This window comes from Sporosarcina saromensis, from assembly GCF_054901285.1.
Map to the genome: position 1 here is coordinate 83,685 of NZ_CM142738.1, position 22,547 is coordinate 106,231.

The 22,547-nt window shown below is 44.9% G+C and carries 12 protein-coding genes; all 12 read right to left on the reverse strand.

Translation table 11 applies throughout. The annotated features are described in order from the left end of the window. Positions 1–82: 82 nt before the first annotated feature. Positions 83–1,912 carry a polysaccharide biosynthesis protein gene (locus tag ACVHUV_RS00385; protein WP_462086955.1) on the reverse strand — a complete coding sequence of 610 codons (1,830 nt, stop codon included), beginning with the start codon at positions 1,910–1,912 and terminating at the stop codon, positions 83–85. A 176-nt stretch (positions 1,913–2,088) separates the two neighbouring features. Beyond that, positions 2,089–2,862 carry a tyrosine-protein phosphatase gene (locus ACVHUV_RS00390; RefSeq protein WP_462085733.1) on the reverse strand — a complete coding sequence of 258 codons (774 nt, stop codon included), beginning with the start codon at positions 2,860–2,862 and terminating at the stop codon, positions 2,089–2,091. A 49-nt stretch (positions 2,863–2,911) separates the two neighbouring features. Further along, positions 2,912–3,619, reverse strand: coding sequence for a CpsD/CapB family tyrosine-protein kinase (locus ACVHUV_RS00395; RefSeq protein WP_462085734.1), 708 nt, complete (start codon positions 3,617–3,619; stop codon positions 2,912–2,914). Next, positions 3,609–4,352 (reverse strand): YveK family protein, encoded by a 744-nt coding sequence (locus ACVHUV_RS00400; protein WP_462085735.1) that lies wholly within the window; start codon positions 4,350–4,352, stop codon positions 3,609–3,611. Before ACVHUV_RS00400 ends, ACVHUV_RS00395 begins: the two co-directional genes overlap by 11 nt. A gap of 140 nt (positions 4,353–4,492) precedes the next feature. Next, complete coding sequence (locus tag ACVHUV_RS00405; RefSeq protein WP_462085736.1) at positions 4,493–5,266, reverse strand: hypothetical protein; 774 nt, start codon at positions 5,264–5,266, stop codon at positions 4,493–4,495. Positions 5,267–5,501: 235 nt separating this feature from the next. Continuing rightward, positions 5,502–8,255 carry a phosphodiester glycosidase family protein gene (locus ACVHUV_RS00410; protein WP_462085737.1) on the reverse strand — a complete coding sequence of 918 codons (2,754 nt, stop codon included), beginning with the start codon at positions 8,253–8,255 and terminating at the stop codon, positions 5,502–5,504. A gap of 903 nt (positions 8,256–9,158) precedes the next feature. Beyond that, positions 9,159–9,797, reverse strand: a complete 639-nt coding sequence (locus ACVHUV_RS00415) for an S-layer homology domain-containing protein (RefSeq protein ID WP_462085738.1) — start codon at positions 9,795–9,797, stop codon at positions 9,159–9,161. 130 nt (positions 9,798–9,927) lie between these two features. Continuing rightward, positions 9,928–11,385 (reverse strand): O-antigen ligase family protein, encoded by a 1,458-nt coding sequence (locus tag ACVHUV_RS00420; RefSeq protein WP_462085739.1) that lies wholly within the window; start codon positions 11,383–11,385, stop codon positions 9,928–9,930. Between the two features lie 600 nt (positions 11,386–11,985). Next, on the reverse strand, positions 11,986–13,695 hold the full coding sequence (locus ACVHUV_RS00425; protein WP_462085740.1) for a DUF4855 domain-containing protein: 1,710 nt from the start codon (positions 13,693–13,695) through the stop codon (positions 11,986–11,988). A gap of 78 nt (positions 13,696–13,773) precedes the next feature. Then, on the reverse strand, positions 13,774–15,222 hold the full coding sequence (locus ACVHUV_RS00430) for an S-layer homology domain-containing protein (RefSeq protein WP_462085741.1): 1,449 nt from the start codon (positions 15,220–15,222) through the stop codon (positions 13,774–13,776). Positions 15,223–15,386: 164 nt separating this feature from the next. Continuing rightward, positions 15,387–17,246: an S-layer homology domain-containing protein gene (locus ACVHUV_RS00435; protein ID WP_462085742.1), complete on the reverse strand. Its 1,860-nt coding sequence runs from the start codon at positions 17,244–17,246 to the stop codon at positions 15,387–15,389. Between the two features lie 417 nt (positions 17,247–17,663). Further along, positions 17,664–22,268, reverse strand: a complete 4,605-nt coding sequence (locus tag ACVHUV_RS00440) for a S8 family serine peptidase (protein WP_462085743.1) — start codon at positions 22,266–22,268, stop codon at positions 17,664–17,666. Between the last annotated feature and the right edge of the window lie 279 nt (positions 22,269–22,547).

A 22,547-nucleotide genomic window follows, 5' to 3' on the forward strand; every position in this document is an offset into this window, starting at 1 on the left:
GTACAGCCACATTTCGAAGTGCATGAATTGTGTCTATACCAAGCATCACTCGGGATTTCACTATACCTTGAACCAATAGAACTCACACCGGCACCTTCATCTTCGTTCCAACAACCTTCCGATTCGCCAACCCTACCAACGTATCCCGCAACTCATCCGTCCCCATGTCCAACAACTTGTCCAACACAAACTGCTGCTCGGCCTCCGTAATCGGCGTCGCCTTTCCAACGTAAATCTTCGGGAACACATACTCACTTTGTCGCTCACTCTCATTCAACAGCTCTTCAAACAACTTCTCGCCAGGACGGATACCACTATATTCAATTCTAATATCATTCTCGTTATAGCCTGATAGTCTAATAAGGTTTTTCGCCAAGTCGACAATCTTAACCGGTTCACCCATGTCGAGGACGAATACTTCTCCACCATTCGCTAATGTTCCCGCTTGAATGACAAGTCGTGATGCTTCTGGAATCGTCATGAAGTAACGGGTCATTTCTGGATCGGTTACCGTCACCGGACCGCCCGCTGCGATTTGTTTCTTGAACAATGGAACGACACTGCCGCGTGATCCGAGGACGTTGCCGAATCGTACTGCTGCAAATTTCGTGTCACTTTTCTTCGCAAGATTTTGAACAATCATTTCAGCAAAACGCTTCGTTGCACCCATGACGTTCGGTGGGTTGACCGCTTTGTCGGTGGAGACGAGAACGAAATACGGGACGCCGAACATGTGCGCAGCTTCTGCGACGTTCTTTGTACCAAATATGTTGTTCTTCACAGCTTCCATCGGGTTCGCTTCCATAAGCGGTACGTGTTTATGTGCCGCTGCATGGTAAATGACATCCGGGTTATGCTCCGACACGATGTCAAAAATGCGTTGTCGGTCTTGGACGTCTGCAATGACCGGGACAAGTTCTGTAGTCGGTGCAACTTTTGCACGTAGTTCGCGTTCTATTAAGTAAATGGAGTTTTCGCCATGACCAAGCAAAATGATTTTTTTCGGTGTGAACCGATTCACCTGCCGACAAATTTCTGAACCGATCGATCCCCCTGCACCGGTGATCAAAATCGTTTTGTCGGTCAGTTTGCTTGCAATGGCCTCCATGTCCAATTTCACTTCTTCTCTTCCGAGCAAGTCTTCGATCTTCACATCTTGGATATCAGAGACGGACACTTTTCCCGTCATGAGGTCTTCAATCCGTGGAATCGTCTGCGTTCTTGTCCCTGTAGCGACGCAAATCTTCACGAGCTCCGCCATCTCTTGTTTCCCCATCGAAGGAATCGCAATAATGATTTTCTCAATAGCATTATCATGAACAAATTCGGGTATATACTTCGTACCCCCTGCGATTTTCACACCGAACAGTTCGAGGCCGTGCTTCTTTACGTCATCATCCACGAACAGAATCGGGTTCATGCCGCAATCTGGATTTTGGGAAATTTGCCGCACGATGACACTCCCTGCTTGCCCAGCCCCGACAATCATCGTTCGTTTCGCCCCACTCGTATCTTCGTTGTTCAAAAACGTATCTCTGTACAAACGCCACGATAATCTCGATCCACCAATTAGCAAAATATGAAGCATCCACGTAATCGCTAATGCCCGTACATAAATATCTTGTTTAATAGCGAGTTGGACGAGGGCTACAATAACGATCGTGAACGACACGGCTTTAAAGATGGACTTTAATTCACCAATTGATGCGTACGTCCATGCTTTACGGTACAAGCCATAACGCCAAGCGAAGAAATGATGCGCTAGTTGGATCGTTAGTGCACTCACTAATAACATCTTGCTGTAAATTAACGTCGGTGTCGGTGACAACATGAAATAACCAATATAAATGGAAAATAAGACGATAAAAGAATCAACAAAAACCAACATCGTCAATCTTTTCTTGATCGTTATAGTACTCACGTCCTTTATATGAAAAAATTCCTGCTTTTTTTCTACTTTTCCTGCAACTAAATACTAGTATAGCAGTCAATTTCGACAAAGACCACAACGATTTTCATATTTTCACTTTGTTCAAATTATTTTTTACCGTGAAAAACTTACTATTTTTATCACAACTTCGTAGACTTTTAACTTTTAATCCCAATCTTCCACCACTGCTTCTTACGTACTTCGTCCATTTCTAAATGAATGAGTTGTCGATCGTCAAGAATCCGTTCATTATTTTCAAGTAGAATCTCGATTATTTCAGAATGCCTTTTCTTTTCCAACACGGTTAACCCTTCTGCAAAGGCAAGCGGTCGTGTGTCCGTGTTATGAACATCAGATCCATACGTATGGATGCAATTCGCCTCGATCAACCGCAACGCTAAGTCTTGAACGCCTTTTCCGAAATGACCGGATACACTTCCAGCCGTTACTTGGGCAAAAGCGCCATGCCGGATGAGCCGCTGTAACCGCTCCGGTTTTTCCGCAATGGCCCGATTGCGTTCCGGATGTGCAATAATCGGTACATATCCTTCCGCTACAAGTTGCTCAATGACCTTAACTGTATAGATTGGAACGGTCTGAGACGGTAACTCTAGTAATACATACCTAGAGTTGGCGAGCGTCAGTAATTTACGTACTTTTAAATTATCCACGAGATTTTCGTGTAAGCGCACTTCTTGGCCTGCATGGATGGCTAATGGAATGCCTTGTTCATACAAAATTGTCGACAATGCCGCCACTTGTTCAATTACCGTTGCCATCGGTACATCATATTGCGGGCTGGAAGCATGGGGCGTCGCAATCATTTCTGTAATCCCCTCTTTAACTGCCGCTTCCACAATAGCCAATGTCCCATCTAGATTTACAGGACCATCATCTACGTTGTATAAAATATGAGAATGCATATCAATCATTGGAAATTCCCCTTCTAAATGTAAAAAGAGCAAAAGAGGTGATCCCCTTTTACTCATTTACGCCATAATAATTGTAATAGTAATGTTCTTTCGTTAGCTCAAAGCTGTTCAAAACAACGCCGAAAATATTCGCTTTTGAAAGTAAAAGCGCTTCCTTCGTTTTAACGATATTCTCCTTCTCCGTTACACCTGAGCGGACAACAACGACGACGCCGTCACATTTATTCGCCAAAACAAGCCCATCCGTCACAGAAAGGATTGGGGGTGTATCAAATACAACGAGGTCGTATTGCTCTTTGACACTCTCCATAAACGTCTCCATCGATTTCGATCCAAGCAACTCAGCCGGATTCGGTGGAAGCGGTCCACACGTCAAGACATGTAAATTGTCGATATCTGTCGTTTTTACAGCTTCTTGAACAGTTGCATTTTTCGCAAGTACGTCCGTTAAGCCAACATTATTCGTTAAATCGAATGTGTAATGGACTGATGGCTTTCGCATGTCCGCATCGACGAGCAACACACGTTTGCCGTTTTGCGCAAAAACAATCGACGTATTCGCAGAAACAGTCGACTTCCCTTCACTCGGTGTAGAAGAGGTAACTAACAGCGTTTCCAATTCCTTGTCCGGCAACGAAAAGTCGATACCTGTCCGAATCGTTCGAAATTGTTCCGAAACGATCGACTTCGGATCATCATGTGCAACTAAACTTCTTGCAGAGGTCCGGATTTTCTTTTGTTTACGTCTATTGAACATACGCTTTCTCCTTACTCCGTTGTGTCCTTCTCGATGAAGCAGCCGCTCGGAAATGTTCGTCCGGCAATTTACTCACAATACCCAGCAACGGTAACCCGACAAATTCCTCGATATCTTGTTCAGTCTTCACTGTCGTATCCAAATACTCAAGTAGGAACGCTAGGCCGACGCCAAGCATAAGTCCAACGATTGCTGCAATTGCAATGTTCAACAATTTTCGTGGCTTCACCGGTGACGGATTGTCACTCGGAATTGCCGGCGACAAAATATTGACATTATCGACATTCATCAACGTCTTGATCTCCGCTTGGAACACTTCTGCTGTCGTATTCGCGATATCGACTGACCGGTATGGATTCTCGTCTTGTACCGTCAAGCTTACGACTTGCGAGTTTTGTGCACTGTTCACTGTCAATTGACCATTTAGCTCAGCAGGCGTCGTCTCCAAGTCTAGTTGCTCAATGACTTTTGAAAGAATCGCGGGACTTTTTATAATGACATTGTACGTATTAATCAACTGCAAATTCGTTTGAATCGCTTGCTGGTTGAATTGGTTCGTCTCATCCGCTTTTTGATTGACTAATATTTGTGTGGAAGATTGGTAGATTGGCGTCATGAAAAAATAACTTACGACAGCTGCAACCCCCATTGCTAAGATCGTAATCATGAAAATGAGGCCGATCCGCTTTTTAAGCGTCCGGAACAAGTCTTGTAAACTAATCGTTTCCTCCATTATGTATGTTCTCCTTTTCGTAAACTCGTACAAAGCCAAACTTATACGAACAGTATAACATAATCATCATCTAATTTATCTGATTCGTACAAAAAACGTCAAGAACGCTCTGCAAATGCTAAAGTTTGTCGAATTTCACCTTACAATCCGATGACTTTATTCATCAAGCTCTCTTTTCGGCTTTTTTTAGATGCATTGTATTCGTCTAGGAAGCTTTGTGCATACGATTTGTCATATCCATTTTTCTCTAAATCTTTCTGTACCGCTTTTAATACACCATTGAATACACTGTCCGTGCGGCCTTCCAGTTCAGCAGCTGCACTCGTATATTTATTGTAGAAATAGCCGTAATCAATCTTTTCGCCGTTCTCTTTTTTCCCTATGTATTCGACTTTCGCTCGTCCGACAAGCGCATTCAGTTTGCTTTCTGCTTGGGCTTCTAATGCTTGGAATGCAGGTCGGTATTTATCCTTAATGGCTGCCACGGTCGGTTTTTGTGCTGGTTTGCCCGCTTCTGTAGATCCACTGCTTTCAGGTTTTGTTGCCGGTTTGTTGTCTTTTCCTGTGCTTGTCCCAGTAGATCCGGAAGTCGTTCCTGTCCCCTTTGATGGTGCCGTCGTGCCAGTCGTGACAGTCGCCGTTCCTTCCACATCTTCCGTAGCATCGTCCGTCTCAGCAGCTTGCTCGCCGTCTGTCACTTCGCCGCTTGTATCCTCTGCCACTTCTCCATCATCGTCCAACGTAATGATTGTCCCGTCAGGCAGTTCAATCGTATATTGTTCTTTCACAATTTCCGTCACTTCTTCATCCGCCACATCGTATTGTTTGAACTTCACAATATATAAGATATAGCCTGCTGCACATAAGACGAGTGCAAGGAGTACAGATAAGCCGATCTTCAGCTTCTTTTTCATGTTCGTCACCTCTGCATGTTTCTCATTTGTTTGTAAGTTTACCATCATTGTTTGTTGAAATGAACTCAAATTTTCAGTCAGCTAATTTTGACAAAAAAAATCTGCGAAGAAGATTCTCCGCAGACTTTCCCGCTCCATCAACCAAGGCCACTTAAAAATTTTTTCTATAAGGTAAAAGGAAAAACTCTACACGACCATTGTACCACAATTTTCTGCAATCTCAAAGCTTTAAATTCTACTTTTTTATTAATAGTGTCCGATGTAAGAACACTGAGAAATCAGCTCTGCTAATATTTTGTGCCGGTCCGAATTTCCCATTACCGATACCTTGTGTAATGTTATTATACGCAAGTGAATTGATCGCATCTTTCGCAAAACTGCCGCCACTATCCGTGAAATGATTTTTATCACTTAATGGTAGTTTGAAACCGCGTTGCAAGATTGCCGCCATTTCAGCACGTGTCAGTTTGCCATTTGGATCAAAGCGTGTCCCTTTGTCTTTCCCTTGGATGATGCCTGCATTTGCGACAGCTGCTACTTCTTTGTAGAACGTCATCGTCGGCGCCATGTCTTTAAAGCCAGGATCTGTGACATTATCAAGTGGCAAATCAAGCGCACGTGCAAGTAATATCGCTGCTTGCTGTCTCGTCAACTCTTGATACGGCCCGAATGAACCGTCTGCATAGCCTGCGATGACACCATCATTGACGAGTGCCGTAATTTCTTTTTCCGCACGGAATGTAAGTCCCGTATCTTTGAACAATGCTTCTTTGTAATCTGCATTGAAAATTGCTTTTACATCGTCAATCATAATGCTGCCTGCTGTTTTTAAGCTTTCCGTCGGTTGAGCGATATAAATTTGTTTTAATGACAACTCACCAGTCGTTCCCGCTGGCATTCTTGCCGTCACATAGTTCCATCCACGCCATTTCAAGCCGTTTTCCGGCGTGAAGTCAATTGTGAATTCTTTACCCGTCGCGTCTTGAATACGGCCACGGAGCCATGTGTTGCCTGCGTCCCCATACACACGTGCAGACAGTTTCGTCGGTGATCCTGCTAGTTTAATAGGGTTCTTCGCTACGACGTACGCCGCAGATGTACCCGTTGTACCCGTAAAATCATAAGACAACTTCACTGCACCGCTTCCTTCAAATGCTGGCTCTTTCTTGCCGTTCATTGAAAGGGATGCGGATGCGTTCGTATAGTCGACGGACAAATTATCAAGTGAATCCATATTGGCCGCACGGAAATATTCCCCTGTAATCGTCACAGGGATTGACACCTTTTTACCACCGAGTGTCGCGGTAATTGTGCCCGTTCCGTCTTTCGTTGCCGCAGTGAAAACACCTGCTGCGGAAATTGTTCCAATGTTTGCGGACGCACTCCATGTCACTAATGATGGGTCAAATATGACTTCGCGATTTTTACTATCAAATGCTTTGACAGTCATCGTCTTCTTTTCACCCGCACGCACTTCAACGGTTGCGCTTGATGGTTTCACCGTATGGATCGATTCAACGACTTCAAACGGGATCGTTGACGTCGCTGTCTTATAGTGGACGTTTATCGCCCCTGTTCCTGCTTTTTGTGCTGTAAAGCTTAGTCCGTTCGGTGTGACGAGCCCTTGTGGTGAGCTGATCGTAATGTCTTTATTCGTAAAGGTGACTGGATTGTAGTAGTTGTCCATCACGTAATCTACGACAATTGAACCTTTCGTGCCTTTTAAATAGACACCAGGTTTCGCAATCGTTGCGCCGACAGTTGTCGGTGTGCCTGCTGGTGCTGTTGAAACGGCGAATAAGGATGTGGAGACAATCCTTTCAATGCCGTCAGACGGCTTGTTATACAAGGAGACATTGTAGTCGCCCGGTTTACGGACAGCCATCGTCGTAGATCCACCACCGTCTAAGTTCAATGCTTGGTGCGCACCAAGAGAGACGAGGTGTTCCGCGAACTCTTGTAAGTTCATTCCTTTACTGTAGCCGGCTTGACGGCCATCGACTGTGACCATGAATACTTTTGAACCGGTTTTGTCGATCGCGATTGCTGTACGCGGTGCACGCTCTTTCGCACGGCTACTGTTCGGATCGATGCCAAGATCGACACGGCCATTTTTAACGAGTTCAGGTCCAGAAGTCAGCATGAATGACGCGCCTTTCCATTGCTCGTCGATGTCCGTTTTAATGGAGATCGTTTCACCGATTCCGATGTCTTTGATGAGTTGCATCGCTTCACCATGGGCAGAAAGGACGAATCCATCTTTCGGGATTGTTGACGCTTGCGCATCGTTGCGCTCACGAATTTTCGTGACAGTACCTGTGACGGTTTCACCAAAGTTGAGGGCTGTGCCGCCTGTGACATTTTCAATGACGAGTTCCATACCAAGGGCATTTGTTTCAGTTGTCGTTTTAGGGAACAGCGGAGTGTACAGAATCAAGTTGTCATTGGAACGGTGCTTGTCCGTCGATGTGATCGGATAGTCTACGCCTTTATGATTGAATGATAGATGTAAATTATACGGTTCAATTTTCCCTTTGCCGTTTTTGTCGATACCGAATGCGATCGGTTTGTTGACGTATTGGTCAGCGCCTGATGCGATAATACCGGCATTCATGAGCCGGTCACGGTATGCGATCAAGTACATCGGCAAGTAGTGTTGGTCGCTTGACCAGAAGAAGGAGCCGTTGATTGCACCTGCGACTTGTTTGCCGGGTCCTGTGTAGGCGTTCGCTTGGACAGTTGTGCGTGATAGTTTGTTGAGTGGCGTTGGGTAGCCGACGTCAACGGTTGTGTACGGGTTGTTCAAGTCTACGACGAGGTTACGTAGTGCTTGAGGGTACCCGGATATGGTTTTGTTTGTATATTCATATTGTACGCCTTCGGATATTTTTGTTTTTTCGTCCGTGGCTGCTTGTGTGACGGTTGGAATGGATAGAAAGATCACGAGTAGTAGGATGCTAAGTTTCGACAGGTATGTACGTTTTTGCAATGCTTCATTCCCCTTTGCTGTAATATGTTGTAAGTCCATTATAATCTGAAACTCTATGATTGCTAGAGTTGTTGGGGATTTTCGTTCTATTTGACTAGGGGGTCCCGGAAGGGACGGGAGAGTATGAGAGCGTGTTATGGTAGAGGTTTCTGTAACGGATTTGCGCTGCAGGCGGACGCGTTCCGCGGGCACGGCTTCAGCCAAGCGAACTGCGAAGAGTGAGCTTTGCCGTATTTATGCGCTTTGTGCAGAAATTAAGGCATCCTAGTGGAACCGTTGCTCCTAACGCTGCGCTTTTACTCGCAAAAGCTGTTCTGCGTGACAGCTTTCGCCGCCTTCCACTCCAATCCTAGTTGTCGTTGTAAGAAATAGGAAGAAAAGATCATTAAAATTCCTCTACGTTCAAAAGAAAAAAAGAAAAATAGTAGCTTATCAATCACACTTAGCTAGCAAGCAACAGAAAAAATTCTGTGAACAATACACGGCCATTAAAATGCATACTACTTTACCGCGAGGAGATGAGAGTCATAGGAAGTTCTTTTCGCGCCTCATGCACTTTACAGAATAAGATCATTAGGTTTAGTTGAGGGAACGATCTGATTATTCTAATTGACCGAAAGTGACTCAGAGTAGAGGGTGCGGGCAATTAAATAGGTTCTATTTGACCTTGAGTGGTGAAATTCAAGGGAATCGGGCAATTAGACGAGTTCTATTTAACCGTGAGTAGGGAAATTCAAGGGAATCGGTCAATTAGATGTGTTCTATTTGACCGTGAGGGGTGATATTCAAGAGAAACGGGCAGTTAGATAGGTTTTAGTAGTAAAATCACCTATACTTTACTTCTACTAAAAAAGCATCACAATTAGGTGGAATTCCAACCTAGTTGTGACGCCATTTTGATTTTTATTCAAATGATGAGTTGTCGAAGACTTTTAGCATGTTGTAGATGATGCGGGCGGTTTCTGCTCGGGTGCCTGGTGTGTTGCCTTCAAAGTTTGTGCCGGTGTAGGCGCCCATGACTTCGTAGTAGTAGAGTCGTTGGATGGCTGTTTTTGCGTACGCTCCGATTGTGTGACTGTCTGTGAAGTCTAGTTCTTTTGTGAAAATATAGGGAGCTCTTAGCTGCATGGCGCGGTCAATCATGACGGCCATGTCTTCTCTCGTGACGAGCTCATTCGGTTTAAACGTTCCATCTGCGAATCCTCTGGCAATTGACGCGTTGTATGCTCGCGATACGCCGTCATACAGTGCGGAGCTTTTGCTGACGTCTTTGAAGTTGCTGTCAGCTGGAGGCCAATCAATCGCTCTTGCTAAAATGGTAGCAAATTCAGCCCGTGTTACTTGTTTTTCAGGTTTAAATGTATCGTTGGTAAACCCTTCAATGATGCCTCGATCGACCAAGTTTGTAATTTCTTTATGCGCATAATAGTTATCAGGTACATCTTTGAAAGTTTGCCCCACTGCATCTGCCTGGACGGGAGCAACGACAGCAGGCACAATCGTCGTTGCTGCCACTGTCGCTACAAATAATCTGTTACGCATACGCCTCTCCTCCTATGTAGTAGAATCTCGAACTGTCACTCTATTCAACTCTACCACTCAGAAAAAGATTCAAACTTCGCCAAAACTAAAAAAACGCCCCATTCTGCTTTACACAGAACAGAGCGATGAATTATTTCAAAACTGCCGCTTTTTTGCTTGTCACTGCCAGGAATGCACCTGTCAGGATGAAGAAATAAAGCGTGAACGTCTTGTCTTCCCAGATGTTGTAGATAAACCCGCACCAGTACACCGCAATAAGCATTGCGAGTAACGGGATCGCTTTATCCGTTTGCTTACGTCGTTTCCAGAAAAGGACGAGCATTCCTAGTAGGAACACTGCAAACAAGATGACACCGATGACACCGGTTTGCGTAATGACTTGGATGTATTGATTGTCGGAATAAATATTGAACTGGACATCATAATGGCTGTAGTACGGTGATGAGTAGACTTTTGAAGCTGAATCACCGAAAGTACCAAAACCGGTACCGATGACCGGGTAATCCTCAAAAATCTCAAAGCCCTTATAGACGATGAATAGACGGCCGGTCGTTTTACTCTTTTCAAATGTGTCTGTGTTGAACGTTTCTTTAATGCGTGTCGATTCAACAGCAAAGCTTTCGCCCGGTTCAGCAGGGCCTGTCCGCTCGACATCCCCAACGTCTGTGTTGGAGCTGATCCAATGTGCTGTTTTTGTCACTGGGAACGTTATTAGGATAAATCCGAGTCCTAGAACAACTGCTGTTTTTAAGACAAACTTCCAATTTCTCGTAAAGAGGAAATAAATCGCAAGTCCGATCGCAAAGGCGATCCACGTACCACGGCTGTATGTTAGGATCCATGTTCCTGCTAGGACGACAAGGATGACGTTAAGCACCCATTGCCATTTGGATTTCGGCAGCATTGTTTTTAAGTAGTAGATGAGTACACCCGTAAACGCAAAATAGACGGCGAGTACGTTCGGATTGTTGACGAGTCCGTAAATCCGGCTCCGGTTGTTCGCCGAGAGTTGGCGATTGACCCAGCTTTCAGGCATGAGTGCTGTTCGTAAGCTCATTTTCTCGACTAAGCCTTGAACGATGAGTACGACGGTAACAAATAGCGTGACATACAGGAAGTTGTAGATGTCCTGTTTTGTGATATCGAGTCGTTTGACGATATATAATAGTAGAAACATGATGACGAACGCACGGATTTGGAAAATGATTGCTGTTGTCATGACGTCCGATAAAAATGCTGAGACGACGCCTAATACAATAAATGCGATAAATGCCCATTCGAATAGTTCGAAACGGAAGATGGATTTCCAGTCTTTGCGTGCATCCCAGACGACGCGTAGGAATGCGAAGACGATGATGAGGTCACCGATTAGTTTGAGTGCTGGATTCACTTCGATTAGGAATGAACGTAATGGGAAATAGATTAGTAAGAACAAGATGGCTTGTTTGGGTTTGATAAGTGCTGTGCATGCTAGTAAGAGTGTGATTGCATAGGTGACTAGCGTATTTGGGATGACGAGTGCCACTGCGAGCAGCAGGATACCGAGTAGGGGCACGGCCATTTCTTTTAGGCGTAAGTTGAAGTTCATGGAATAACCCTTTCTATAGTTCTTTCACGTTTCGATTATAACACAGTGGTTGGTTTTGTCGGGAGTTTATTTTCCAGATGGTGAATTAGTGATTGGAAAACCGTAGACTTACGTTTCGGCGCACGCTTTCCGCGGGGCACGGGTGAGCCTCCTCGTCCGCTTCGCTCCCTCCGGGGTCTCACCATTCGTGCTATTCCCCCGCAGGAGTCGGCGCCTACACTTCAGTCAACTGGAGATGCTAGGTATCTAGAAGCATTTCTTATGGTTCAAAACACACCATTATACTCTACTTTTGCTAGTATTCACTTAGATGATCGAAGTGCAAGGCGGCGATTCCTTGGGGATTGTGTGACAGGTAAGACCTCGCCTTAATGCTTTAATACTGCACAAATCGCAAAAATTAAGGCAAATCGAACCCTTCACCGTTCGCTCGACTTACCGTACGCCCCTCCAAAGGAAAGCGTTAGCCTAGAATATAAATAATCAATATAAATCATCTAATTATAAGAAAATGTATCAGTACATACTACTCCCTATGTATAGACGTATTAAATTGGCAAAGGATTCATTAAAAAGAGGAGCGGGTTGCCCGCTCCTCTTTTAATCTGCCTTTGTGTCATTTATAAAAAATGTTTCCGTTAATTGCTCGTACCAGCGTTTGTATACGGGGTGGTCGAAGGTGGCCATGCGTTCGACCATGTTGGTGCCTTGGTAGAACATCATGCCTTTTTCGTCGAGGCCGTAGCGTTTGGACATGTCCATGTAGAGGTCGAATGCTTCTACGCCTTGTTCGGCTTTGTCCATGTGGTAGGAGTCGATTTCAATTGTTATGCCTGTGCCGTAAATTTGTGCGTTTAAGAAGGCGCGATGGAGGCGTTCTTCTTTATTTGGCGTTGTGGCTCTGAAGGCGTTCGGTTGCAGGAATGCTGCGTCGAAGCCGTAGTCTTGCCATTTGTAGAAGTTTGTTGATGTTGCGTGTGGCGAATAGATAAAGAATTTATCGTGTTTATTCAATAGACTAGAGATGGACGAGATGATTACTTCGTCATCGACGGTCCGAACTGTTTCGCTTAGCCAGTAAAAGCCTTTGAAATTGATGTTGTCGTATTGTCCACGTTCGAATTCTTTCAAAACTTCTTTAACGTACCAGTTGGCCAAATCATAACGTGCGTATACGCCGCTTCCGACGTCTTCCCCGTTTAGGTTAATAATTGATTCATTTCTTTTTGGATATGGAATTGCTACGTACACATCGACTTTGCGGTTGGCCCATCTAGCGGCTGTGTTTAAGTTTTGAATGGCTCCGTCTGCATGGAACGTGCGGTCGATGTAGGTTTTCCAGTCTTCATAATTTGCATGGTTGGATGGTCCATCTACGAATTGGTCGCTTTGTTCGTTGTACCGTAAGCCAAGAATGACGAACGTTTCGAACATGTTTTGTTGAATGCCGTTAACGGGTTTCGTTTTTAAGTAATGGCTGAAAAATTGTGGGGTGAATTTTTCGATTTCTTTGAAGCCGTTGTAAATGAGCGCCCCACTTTTCAAGTTGGTTTTGTCGGCTGTCGCAATTGTTTGCGCGTAGTCGACGAATTTATTGCTTTGCGGATGAATTGTCCCTTTTGGATAATACGCTACGAGTTCAAGTGCATCGTCTACGGATGGGACGACGTCGATTAATTCTCCATCATTGCGTACTTCGTAGGCGATTGGTTGCTGATACACCCTTGAAAGGAATGCGCTAAATTGTGCACGTGTGACGGTCTCTTTCGGTCGGAAAGACCCGTCGTTGTAGCCTGTTGTTACGCCTTGGAAGGCGATTGCATCAATATAGGCGTAGTACGCGTCTTCAATGGGAACGTCTGTAAATATACTTTGTCCTTTTCCTTCATAGCCATAAGCCGTTGCAAGCATTTTGGACATTTCGTCACGCGTTAGAGGAGCGTCCGGGTTAAAGTTCCCTTTATCGAGCGTTAACCAGTAGTTTTCAAGCGCGATCATGATTTCTTTGTAGCCCGGTGATGTAGGTCGTAAATCCTCAACGGGTAGCGGTGGTTCATTCAACGTATAGAGATCGAGTGCTCTTGTCATCATGACTGCTGCATCTTTTCGTGTAATGTTGTAACCGGGTCTGAAGTTACCGTCTGCAAATCCTCGGATGACATTGTTTTCTGCGACAAATTGAATATCTTTGTAAGCCCAATACTTGTAGGACACATCTTTAAATGTAGAGGCTTGTGCAGTCATTGTAGTCAGTACGAATAGGCATGCCATGGCGATGAGGACGCTAAGTTGCTTGTAATACTTTTTCATTCCACTTCTCCTTCTGTCTGTACAAGACGAAGAGGCACGCTCGTTGTGCCTCTTGTAATAGTCACATGGCTGGTAGGATTAGCGGATATACGGTGCTGCAATAAATCCTGTGATTGTTTTGCCATTGTGTAATGTTTTTACGGGATACCAGACAAACTGGTTGTTCGATTCTTTGTTTTCATCGTAGACGGGTCCGCCGAGTAGGGTGAATGCATCACCTGTTGGAATCGTTACGATGGAGTCTGTTGCTGTACTTGGTTTGGAGCGCAAACCTTTACCGACGTATTTGACGACCTCTCCGTGTGTAAGCAATTCTACTGATTTCGTCGTGTCGCCCTTTAAAGTAAATGCTTTCTTATTGAATCGGATGTTAGCAGTTGACGAGCCGTCATATGTGAAGTCTTCACTTTTCATGTCAATTCCAGTAATGTTCGTCAACACGAGTCCGTTGCTTATGTGACGGTACACTTTTTCTTGGTAAGCGTTCGGATTTCTGTTGCCTGTTGCACTATAGAACGGGCTATTGACCGGTTTTGTACCGTTATAGGCCATGACTGCGAAATACCAATGTTCGAGTATTGCACGATCTTTCGTTCCGATACTCGGAAGGTCGGATCGTTTGAAGTTTTCAGCGAGCAGTTGAACACCTGCTTCGATGTTATACGCAATGTCAAACTTCAATTTCTCGATGTCTAACCCAGGTCGGTTCGTAATTTGCATGAGGCCAATCCCGCCATCTTCACTAATGAGCGGTTCGCCGTTGCTAAGGAAATGTGTCCAATCACTTTCGACCGTGACGACTGCTTTTGCAATTTCAGGTGGAACGTTCGCATTACGTGCCGCTTTCGTGACGAGGCAGTTGAGCGTCTGCTTGTCCGGATTGACTGTTGAAGTTGCATCGTAGCCACATGCCTGCACCGTCAAACGGAGTGCATCGTTTGTTGCGCGGGCAAGGAATGCCGAGAATTGGGCACGTGTGACGGGTTCGTTTGGACGGAATTCCGTTTCCGAATAGCCTTGTGTAACCCCTGCCGCGATCACTTTCGCGATGTACGCATACCCTGCAGAGCTGATGGATACGTCTTTAAAAGGCATCGGTTCTTCGTCCGTCATGTCAAACGCACGTGCTAAGAAAATTGCCATTTCACCGCGTGTAACAATTTTGTCAGGACCGAATGAGCCGTCCGTGTAGCCTTGGATGATACCGGCATCGTTTGCGGATTGGATGGCACCCGACGCAAAGCTTTGTGCGCTGACGTCCTTAAAGATCGTCTGCTTCTTTTCCGTTGGTAAGCCAAGTGCACGCGCAATCATAACTGCCGCTGCTGCACGAGTCACTTGTTCTGTAGGCCCAAAACGGTTGCCTTCGTATCCTTTAATGACGCCTCGTTCCGTCAAATAATGGATGTGTTCGTAGAACGGATAAGAAGGACTGACATCTGTAAATGAGCTTTGTGCTTTTGCTGGATTCATGAACATCATGAAGAATAGCGTGGTAATAATCATGTAAGATAGGTATTTTTTCATCTTAAATCCCTCCTTGCTACTAGATTACTATAGTTGGATATGTTTTGAAAGATGTATTTTGGAAATTAGTTGGAATGATTTATTTCTAGTATTCTCGTAGTGTTAATTCCCACAAAAAACCTCCCCAAGGTTAGACGCTTGGGAAGGCTGATTCGTTTCATGATTTAGTTAATAAACTCAATTTCTGCCAAGAAGTTATAGATGATTTTTGCCATTTGAGCACGGTTTGCATCCGCTGTTGGACGGAATGTGTCATCCATGTAGCCATCTAGTAAACCAGCTTGGTAAACGCGCTCTACGTGTTTACGTGAAGCAGCACCGATTTGTTTGTTGTCTTTGAATGCAGTCAATGCTTTCTTTTTGTCGAAAGTCACTTTGTCTGCACCGACATAGTCGATTGCACGGCTGATCATGATTGCTGCTTGATCACGTGTGATCTCTTCATACGGACGGAATGTGTCGTGTGAATAACCAGAGACGATTCCCGCTTCTACGACCGCAGCAATTTCACCGTTTTGGTTGAATGCTTGTTTAGGCGAAACATCTTTGAAAGATGAAGCTTCAGGGTCCATTGCAACGATTCCCAATCCACGAGAAAGGATTGCTGCGAACTCACCACGTGTAATTTTAAGTGTCGGTGCGAATGTTGTGTCTGTTTTTCCATTGACAACCATACGAGAAGCAAGTTTGTCAACGTACTCTTCAGCCCAGCTTGTACCACCTGTTAGGTCTGTGAATGACTTAGAGTACTCGATCAACGTGTATACAGAGTTCGTTGAGCGGTAAAGGTTTGCTGATTTGTCAGCAGATACGTATGTCGGAACAGCAGTTACTTTACCACTTGCATCTACTGTTACCCCTACAGTTGTAAGTGGGTTCAATTTAGCTGTTGCTGGCAAAGTACGTTTGATTGGTGTCGGGAATACGCTCAACGTGACGGATTTGTTGTTTGGTGCAACAAGTTTCACTTCAAAGTCGATCGCATCCGCAAGTACTTTGTAAGCTGCTTTGTCTTTAAGTGGGTTGTCCACTTTTGTAACTGATACAACAAGGTTCAATTCAGCTGAAGCAACGTCAAGGTCTGTTGCTGCTGCAGAAAGGTCAAATGCATTCACTGGTAATTCGTAAGCAACTTCACCGAATTGAAGCGCTACAACTGCTTCGCTGTTTTTGTTGTCGAGTGCGTTTAAGATCGTTGCTGGAACTTTTACATCTGTAGCGCCAGCTGGAACTTTAACAGTAAGTTCTTTCACTGCAGCAGCGTTGTTGATCGAATCGATGACAGCTTGCGGATTGCTTGAAATTGTTGAACCGTCTACTTCTACAGAGCCTTCACCTGTAACTGGTGGTGTTGTTGGTGGGATGATACCGCCTCCGCCGCCTCCGCCGCCACCACCGTTGTCGAGGGAAGCTAAATATGCATTGAATTTCGGTTGAATACCAGTAAGAATATTACTAGTAGGAACTTTTATTACAGGCTTTAGGCTTTTGGGAACGGTATGTGCTTTATAAATAGCTTCAAACTCTCCATAAAGACCTGAGCCAAATAAATCGTTGTATTTATCACTGCTTAACTTATCTACAGCTAAGATAAGGTCGTTAATGACGGCTGTGTAATAATTAACTAATTCTTCAGCAGTTACATCTTCTTTCACACCACGCACAGCTGTTTTAAAAGCTATGTATCTTGTTTCCATTTTTGAAGTTGTTATTACTTCCTCTCTTGTAGTCGTTAACAAGTTTGAGTAAGGTGTTTTTAGTTTCTCTAGATATTCTGCTTCAAAAGACTCTTCTGGTTTTGCTGCCAATTCATTCATTACAATACGAACAAGTTCTTGTTTTTTGCTATCCAGTTTATTAAATTCTGTTACAAAACTTTCGATGGCCCCCTTCTCTTTTACGCTTAAATCTACTGCAGCACTAGCTTCATTTGCACCAATTCCCGTTGCCAACACAGGCGTCAAAGCGATTGTTCCAACCATAAGTGACTTTAATACTTTGCTGTTTTTGCTATTATTCGTCATTTTCTCACCTCTATAATTATTTACACTTCTTACTAGTTTAATATAACTAGTTTGGAAACACAACAGAACTAGTAAATTATGTAGATAGATTACCAATATTTTCAGCCACTCTCTTACCAAATATAAATGAACCATTTAAAAGTAGCCGGTTTTGACAATAAAAAAACACCCTAACGAATTATCGTTTAGAAGTGGTAAATACGTTGTATAATTGGGACTCCGAACGATGAGTTTCCGCTCACCGTTCGGCTCTTTTACTGTGTTTACAGAAAAGATCTTACTAGTACTATACCAACTTTGAAAATAGCTGTCAATTAAATTTTAAAAATATTTTAACTGATGAAATAATACACTCAACTGTGTTGGTCTATTAATCTTCGCATAGAAAAAAGGAGCCGCAGGGGCTCCTTTTTCTACTCAGTCAATCAGTTTAAGTTTGTTCAGTGCACGGTACAACATGACTGCCGCTTCTGCACGTGTTGCGTTGTTTTTCGGATTGAAGCTTCCTGTTTCAGATCCTTTTACAACGCCAAGTGCGTTTGCTTTGTACACGGAGTCGATGGCAAATGAACCGATGGATCCGTGGTCTTTGAAGTTTGCAGGCGTATCGAGTCCTTTGAGCACTTCTTTGTCTTTGTACTCGATTGCACGAATGACCATTGCCGCAATCTCTTCACGCTTGATCGGCGCGTCTGGATTGAATTTGCCGTCAGCTGTGCCGTTAATGATACCCGCACGCGCTGCTGCTTCCACTCCAGCGAATGCCCATTTCTTGCTTGCATTCACGTCACCGAATGTTCCTTCGTAGTCTTTCAATTCAAGTTCAAGTGCTCTTGCAAGCAATACCGCAAACTCTGCACGTGAGATTTGTGCGTTCGGCGCAAAGTTTGTTTCTGTTTTACCTTGAATGATTCCTTTCGCTGCTAGTTTGTTAATTTCGTTTGCTGCGAAAGTGTTGGTAATGTCTGTGAAAACAGGTGGTGTCGGTTTTTCAGGATCTGGTTTTGGTTCCGGCTTTTCTTCCGGTTTTGGATCAACTGGTGGTGTTGGATCCGGGTAAACAATCACTGGATCTGAAACTACTACGTTCACCGTCATTTCCGCGCTTCCATCGTACGTTACCGTAATGGTCGCCTTTCCAGATCTGATTGTTTTAATTAACCCTTTGTCGACAGTGAGTATTTTTTCATCTGACGAAACATAAAGTGCGTCGGCAGTGACGTCTTTTGTATCTATTGTCTTACCGTCAGGTTGTAAGATTGACTGTGTAAGCTTCAATTGTTTCGTGCTACCCGTTAGGAGTAGAATATCCGTTTGGCTTAGCTCATACTCTGGTGCTCCCCACACTTTAACAACTACTGTCTCTGTGAAGTCACCATAAGTGACCGTAATTTCTGTTGTTCCTGCGTTAACTGCTGTGACTTTGCCTCCCTCGACAGTTACGACTGTGTCGTCTGCTACTGTGAAGGTTGCTTCCGCCGTTACATCCACTTCATCAGCATCGCCAGTTGGCAAGATTGTTGTTTGCGTCACAACAATTTGGTGGTTTCCACCCGCTACGAGTGAAAGTTCCGTGCTGTCTACCGCATATGTCGGTAAGCCAGTTACTTCTACAACTACAGTCTCCGTAAAGTCACCATATGTGACCGTGATTTCTGTTGTACCCGCTTTAACTGCTGTGATAGTACCTGCCTCGACAGTTGCAATGGTTGCGTCAGCTGTTGAGAAGGTTGCATCAGCTGTGACGTCGCGTTCAGTTGATGTGCCATCTTGTATTGTTGTCGTCTCCGTTAATACTAAATCTGCTGTTTCACCTTTTTGCAAGGCGAGCAACTGATCATTTAGCGTATACTCAACATCGCGGATGACTGCTTCAGCTTGATTGCCAGCTGCGTCTTCGTACTTGACGATGACGGTGTGATTGGCTTTTTCCAGATTCGGCAGTTCGAATGTGTATGTGCCGTCTTGAGCCAATGTTATTGGACCAGATGCTACGACTTCTTCCTTACTTTTCACTTCGTACGAAGCGTGTAGTTTCGTGTTAATGTCGTAGCCCAATCCGTAGTTGACGAGTTCTTGTTGATAGATGATGTAGGCGTCATCGATTGCGCCAGTTGCTGTTGTGCCTTCGATTGTTCCTGTGACGGTACCTGCTGTCGATTTGACGACGACTGGTCCGACGTAGTCACCGATGACAGGCGGGTTGCCGGATACGGTTTCGCCAGAGAAATCAATTGTGTACAAGCCGTCCGGAATTGTTGTTGGACCTGATCCACCCCATGGTCTGTATTGGCCACGGATTGGAAGCTGGTAGGAACCTGCACTTAAGCTTGTGCCTGCATGCAAGTAGCCGATGTAACCGTCTTTATACGCGCCACCATCCGGGTTCATGATGTCCCACAGTTCAACGAAGTTAAATCCAACGTCACCAGTGATGGTGAAATAAAGCATTGCTTCGTCTTTCACGCCGTCTCCGTTGAAGCTAAGGTCTGTTTCCGTAATGGACATGTCTTTTACTTCAGCTGCTGCTTCCCCGCCGAAATCAGCTGCGAATGGCAACGATACATCGGTTCTGCCTCCTGTGATGTGGATATAACCAAGGATTTCATCACCTGGTTTCGTGTCCGTGTTGGCAGATGCCGTGAGCGTGACGTTGAGCAGTTGTTCGTCTGTTAATGTGAACGTCGGGTTGTCGATGGTGACGGTTGCGTCCCCGAATCCTTTTGTCACTTCGACGGTCGCGTTGTATGTGCCGCCATTGCCGTACTCGTTTTTGACGAGAATCTGCTTGTTGACCGACAGATCTTCTTCAAGTGATTGAGGGCCGAACGTTACTGTTCCTTTTAAGTTTTCTACTATTTCACCGTCATTATTTGCTGTGTCAATCGCATACGCAAGGATTTCCGGGTGTGCAGCTTGGTAGGCTTGTACGCGGCCGGCTCCTTGTGCGAATACGTCGTACTTGCTAGTGTCCAAGACTTTTGCTGTGTTGGACAGGGCAACTTTGACGTCAAATGCGTTCCATGTCGGATTCGCTTGCTTAACTAGTGCCGCGATCCCCGCAATGTGTGGTGTCGCCATGGAAGTACCTGTTTTGCGCGTGTAAGCGTGTTCGTAGGTTGCTTCCGGGAAGTCGGCTTTGTACATTGGGATTGCCGACATGATGTTGGTGCCGGGTGCTGTGACGTCGGGTTTGATGTCGAAGTTCGGTTTGGATGGACCACGGGAACTTGAGTTGTTGACGTCGTCGCCGGTTGTTAATGTGTTGTCAAAGTTGCTGAATGTGATGGTGCCTTCTGCTTGCGCAAGTGCTGCCCGGATCGCTTCTCCGTCGGTCACAGACATGTCGAATGTCGGGATGAATTCGAATGCGTCGCCGAGGAATACGCCGGATGGATTTGGTGCGTTTGAGCCGCCTGCAAAGTTGTGGACGATGACTGCGACTGCGCCGTTATCTTTTGCAGCTGCAATCTTGTCAACAAACGCAATTTCCCCGCGTGAGACGAGTGCGACTTTGCCAGTGACGTCGAGTCCTGCGTAGTCGGTTACTTTTCCGACACCTGGGACTGCGATGAGGTCAAACTCTCCAGCAAGTTGTTGTGTAAGATTAGCACCGAAAGTTGTGCCCATGAGTTGAAGATTTTGTGCATACGTAAAATCTCCTGCTGTTACACTTACATCCCCATTAAAATGTGCTTCCGGGTTTGTTGTGTTACCAACTGCGATGCCGAGGCGGGATGTGGCAGGTGTGCCCATTGTGCCGCGGTTCGGACCGGAGTTTCCTGTGGCACTAACTGCAATTGTACCCGCGAGCATAGCGTTGTTCAGCGCGAATGATGCGCCGTCCGTTTCAGAGTTTGCGCCACCGCCGAGTGATAAGTTAATGACGTCCATGCCCTCGATGACAGCTGTGTCGATTGCTTTAATGATGCCGGATGTGGAGCCGCTGCCATATGCGCCGAGAACGCGGTAAGCGTATAGATCGACTTTTGGTGCGATTCCTTTAATACCGTATTCGTTGCTGCCGATTGCAGCGATCGTTCCTGCTACGTGTGTGCCGTGTGATGTGTAGAAGGAACTGCCGTTTGCGTTGAATTCAGGACGGTGGTCCGGTCGATCGAGTGGCGATGTTTCGGATGCATCGTCATCTGCTCGTGGGCGGGCGTAGTCCGTTCCTGTGTGTGGAACGAAGTTTTTGCCGCCTTTGTAGATGCCTTGGAATTCAGGGTGGTCGGCGTCGATGCCTGTGTCGAGGACGGCGACTTTGATGCCTTGTCCTTCAAAGCCTTCTGCCCATAGTGCTTCAATCCCTAGAAAGTCGATGCTCGTGCTCATCGTTATATCCAATGTTGGATCTGATTCGTCGATTACTGGCTCTACTTCTTCTTGAGTAACGTCCTCTTCATTCGTACTTTCCTCTTCTTCATCTTGAACACTATCAATCTGTTCTTCTGAACCTTCTTCATCAGTTGGCGCTTCTTCACCTTCATACGCATAAACTGTTGCGTCAGGCTCGACGAGTGTCACCCCGTCAACTAGTAAAAGCTTCTCTACATCATCCGCTTTTACAGAGGTAGCGAATCCATTTAATACTGTATTATATGAAACCCCTACTTCATGAGAAATGTTTAAACTTGCCATTTGCTTTTGAACAAAATGTTGTTGCTTAACGACTTTTTGTTTTACTTCATTTGCATCCTTTGTAGAGAATTTCTTCCCTGCAAGTTCAGCAATCCCCTTTGTTAAAGCAACAGGATTTTCAGATAAGTGAACGATTACATTCACTCGTTCATCTCCAGATAAGCCTTGTAAGTCCTTATGAAGCTTTGGTCCCCCCTCTGCCAAGTTTAATTGCTCAGCAATTGCAGCTTTCAGTTGCAATGTGCTTTCACTTTGGCTACCCGGTTTGAACGGACGCTCTTGTTCTGTATTAGCGCTTGCCGTATAAGGCATGACCAATGATAGAACGAGAATGAAAGCAATCATGCTCCGAAAAACTTTAAGAAATCTACTAGTCTTCAATCCTCATTTCCCCTTTCCCTTTTTTCACGCTTGTCCAACTAGCGCGTCAATATTAATATATCACATTAAAGTAAAAATCTTCATATCCATTTTTAAACGTTTCTTATAATACTGTTAAAATACTACTATTATGGTAGTTGTTATTTTAGAATATTTGACTGTTCAATGCCTTCAAACGCTTATAAAATCAACACTTTAATTCAAAATACCTATTATTAATAATCAGAATAATTTAAACCTATCGTGACTTTACAATCATTTTACAATTCTTCAACTCTC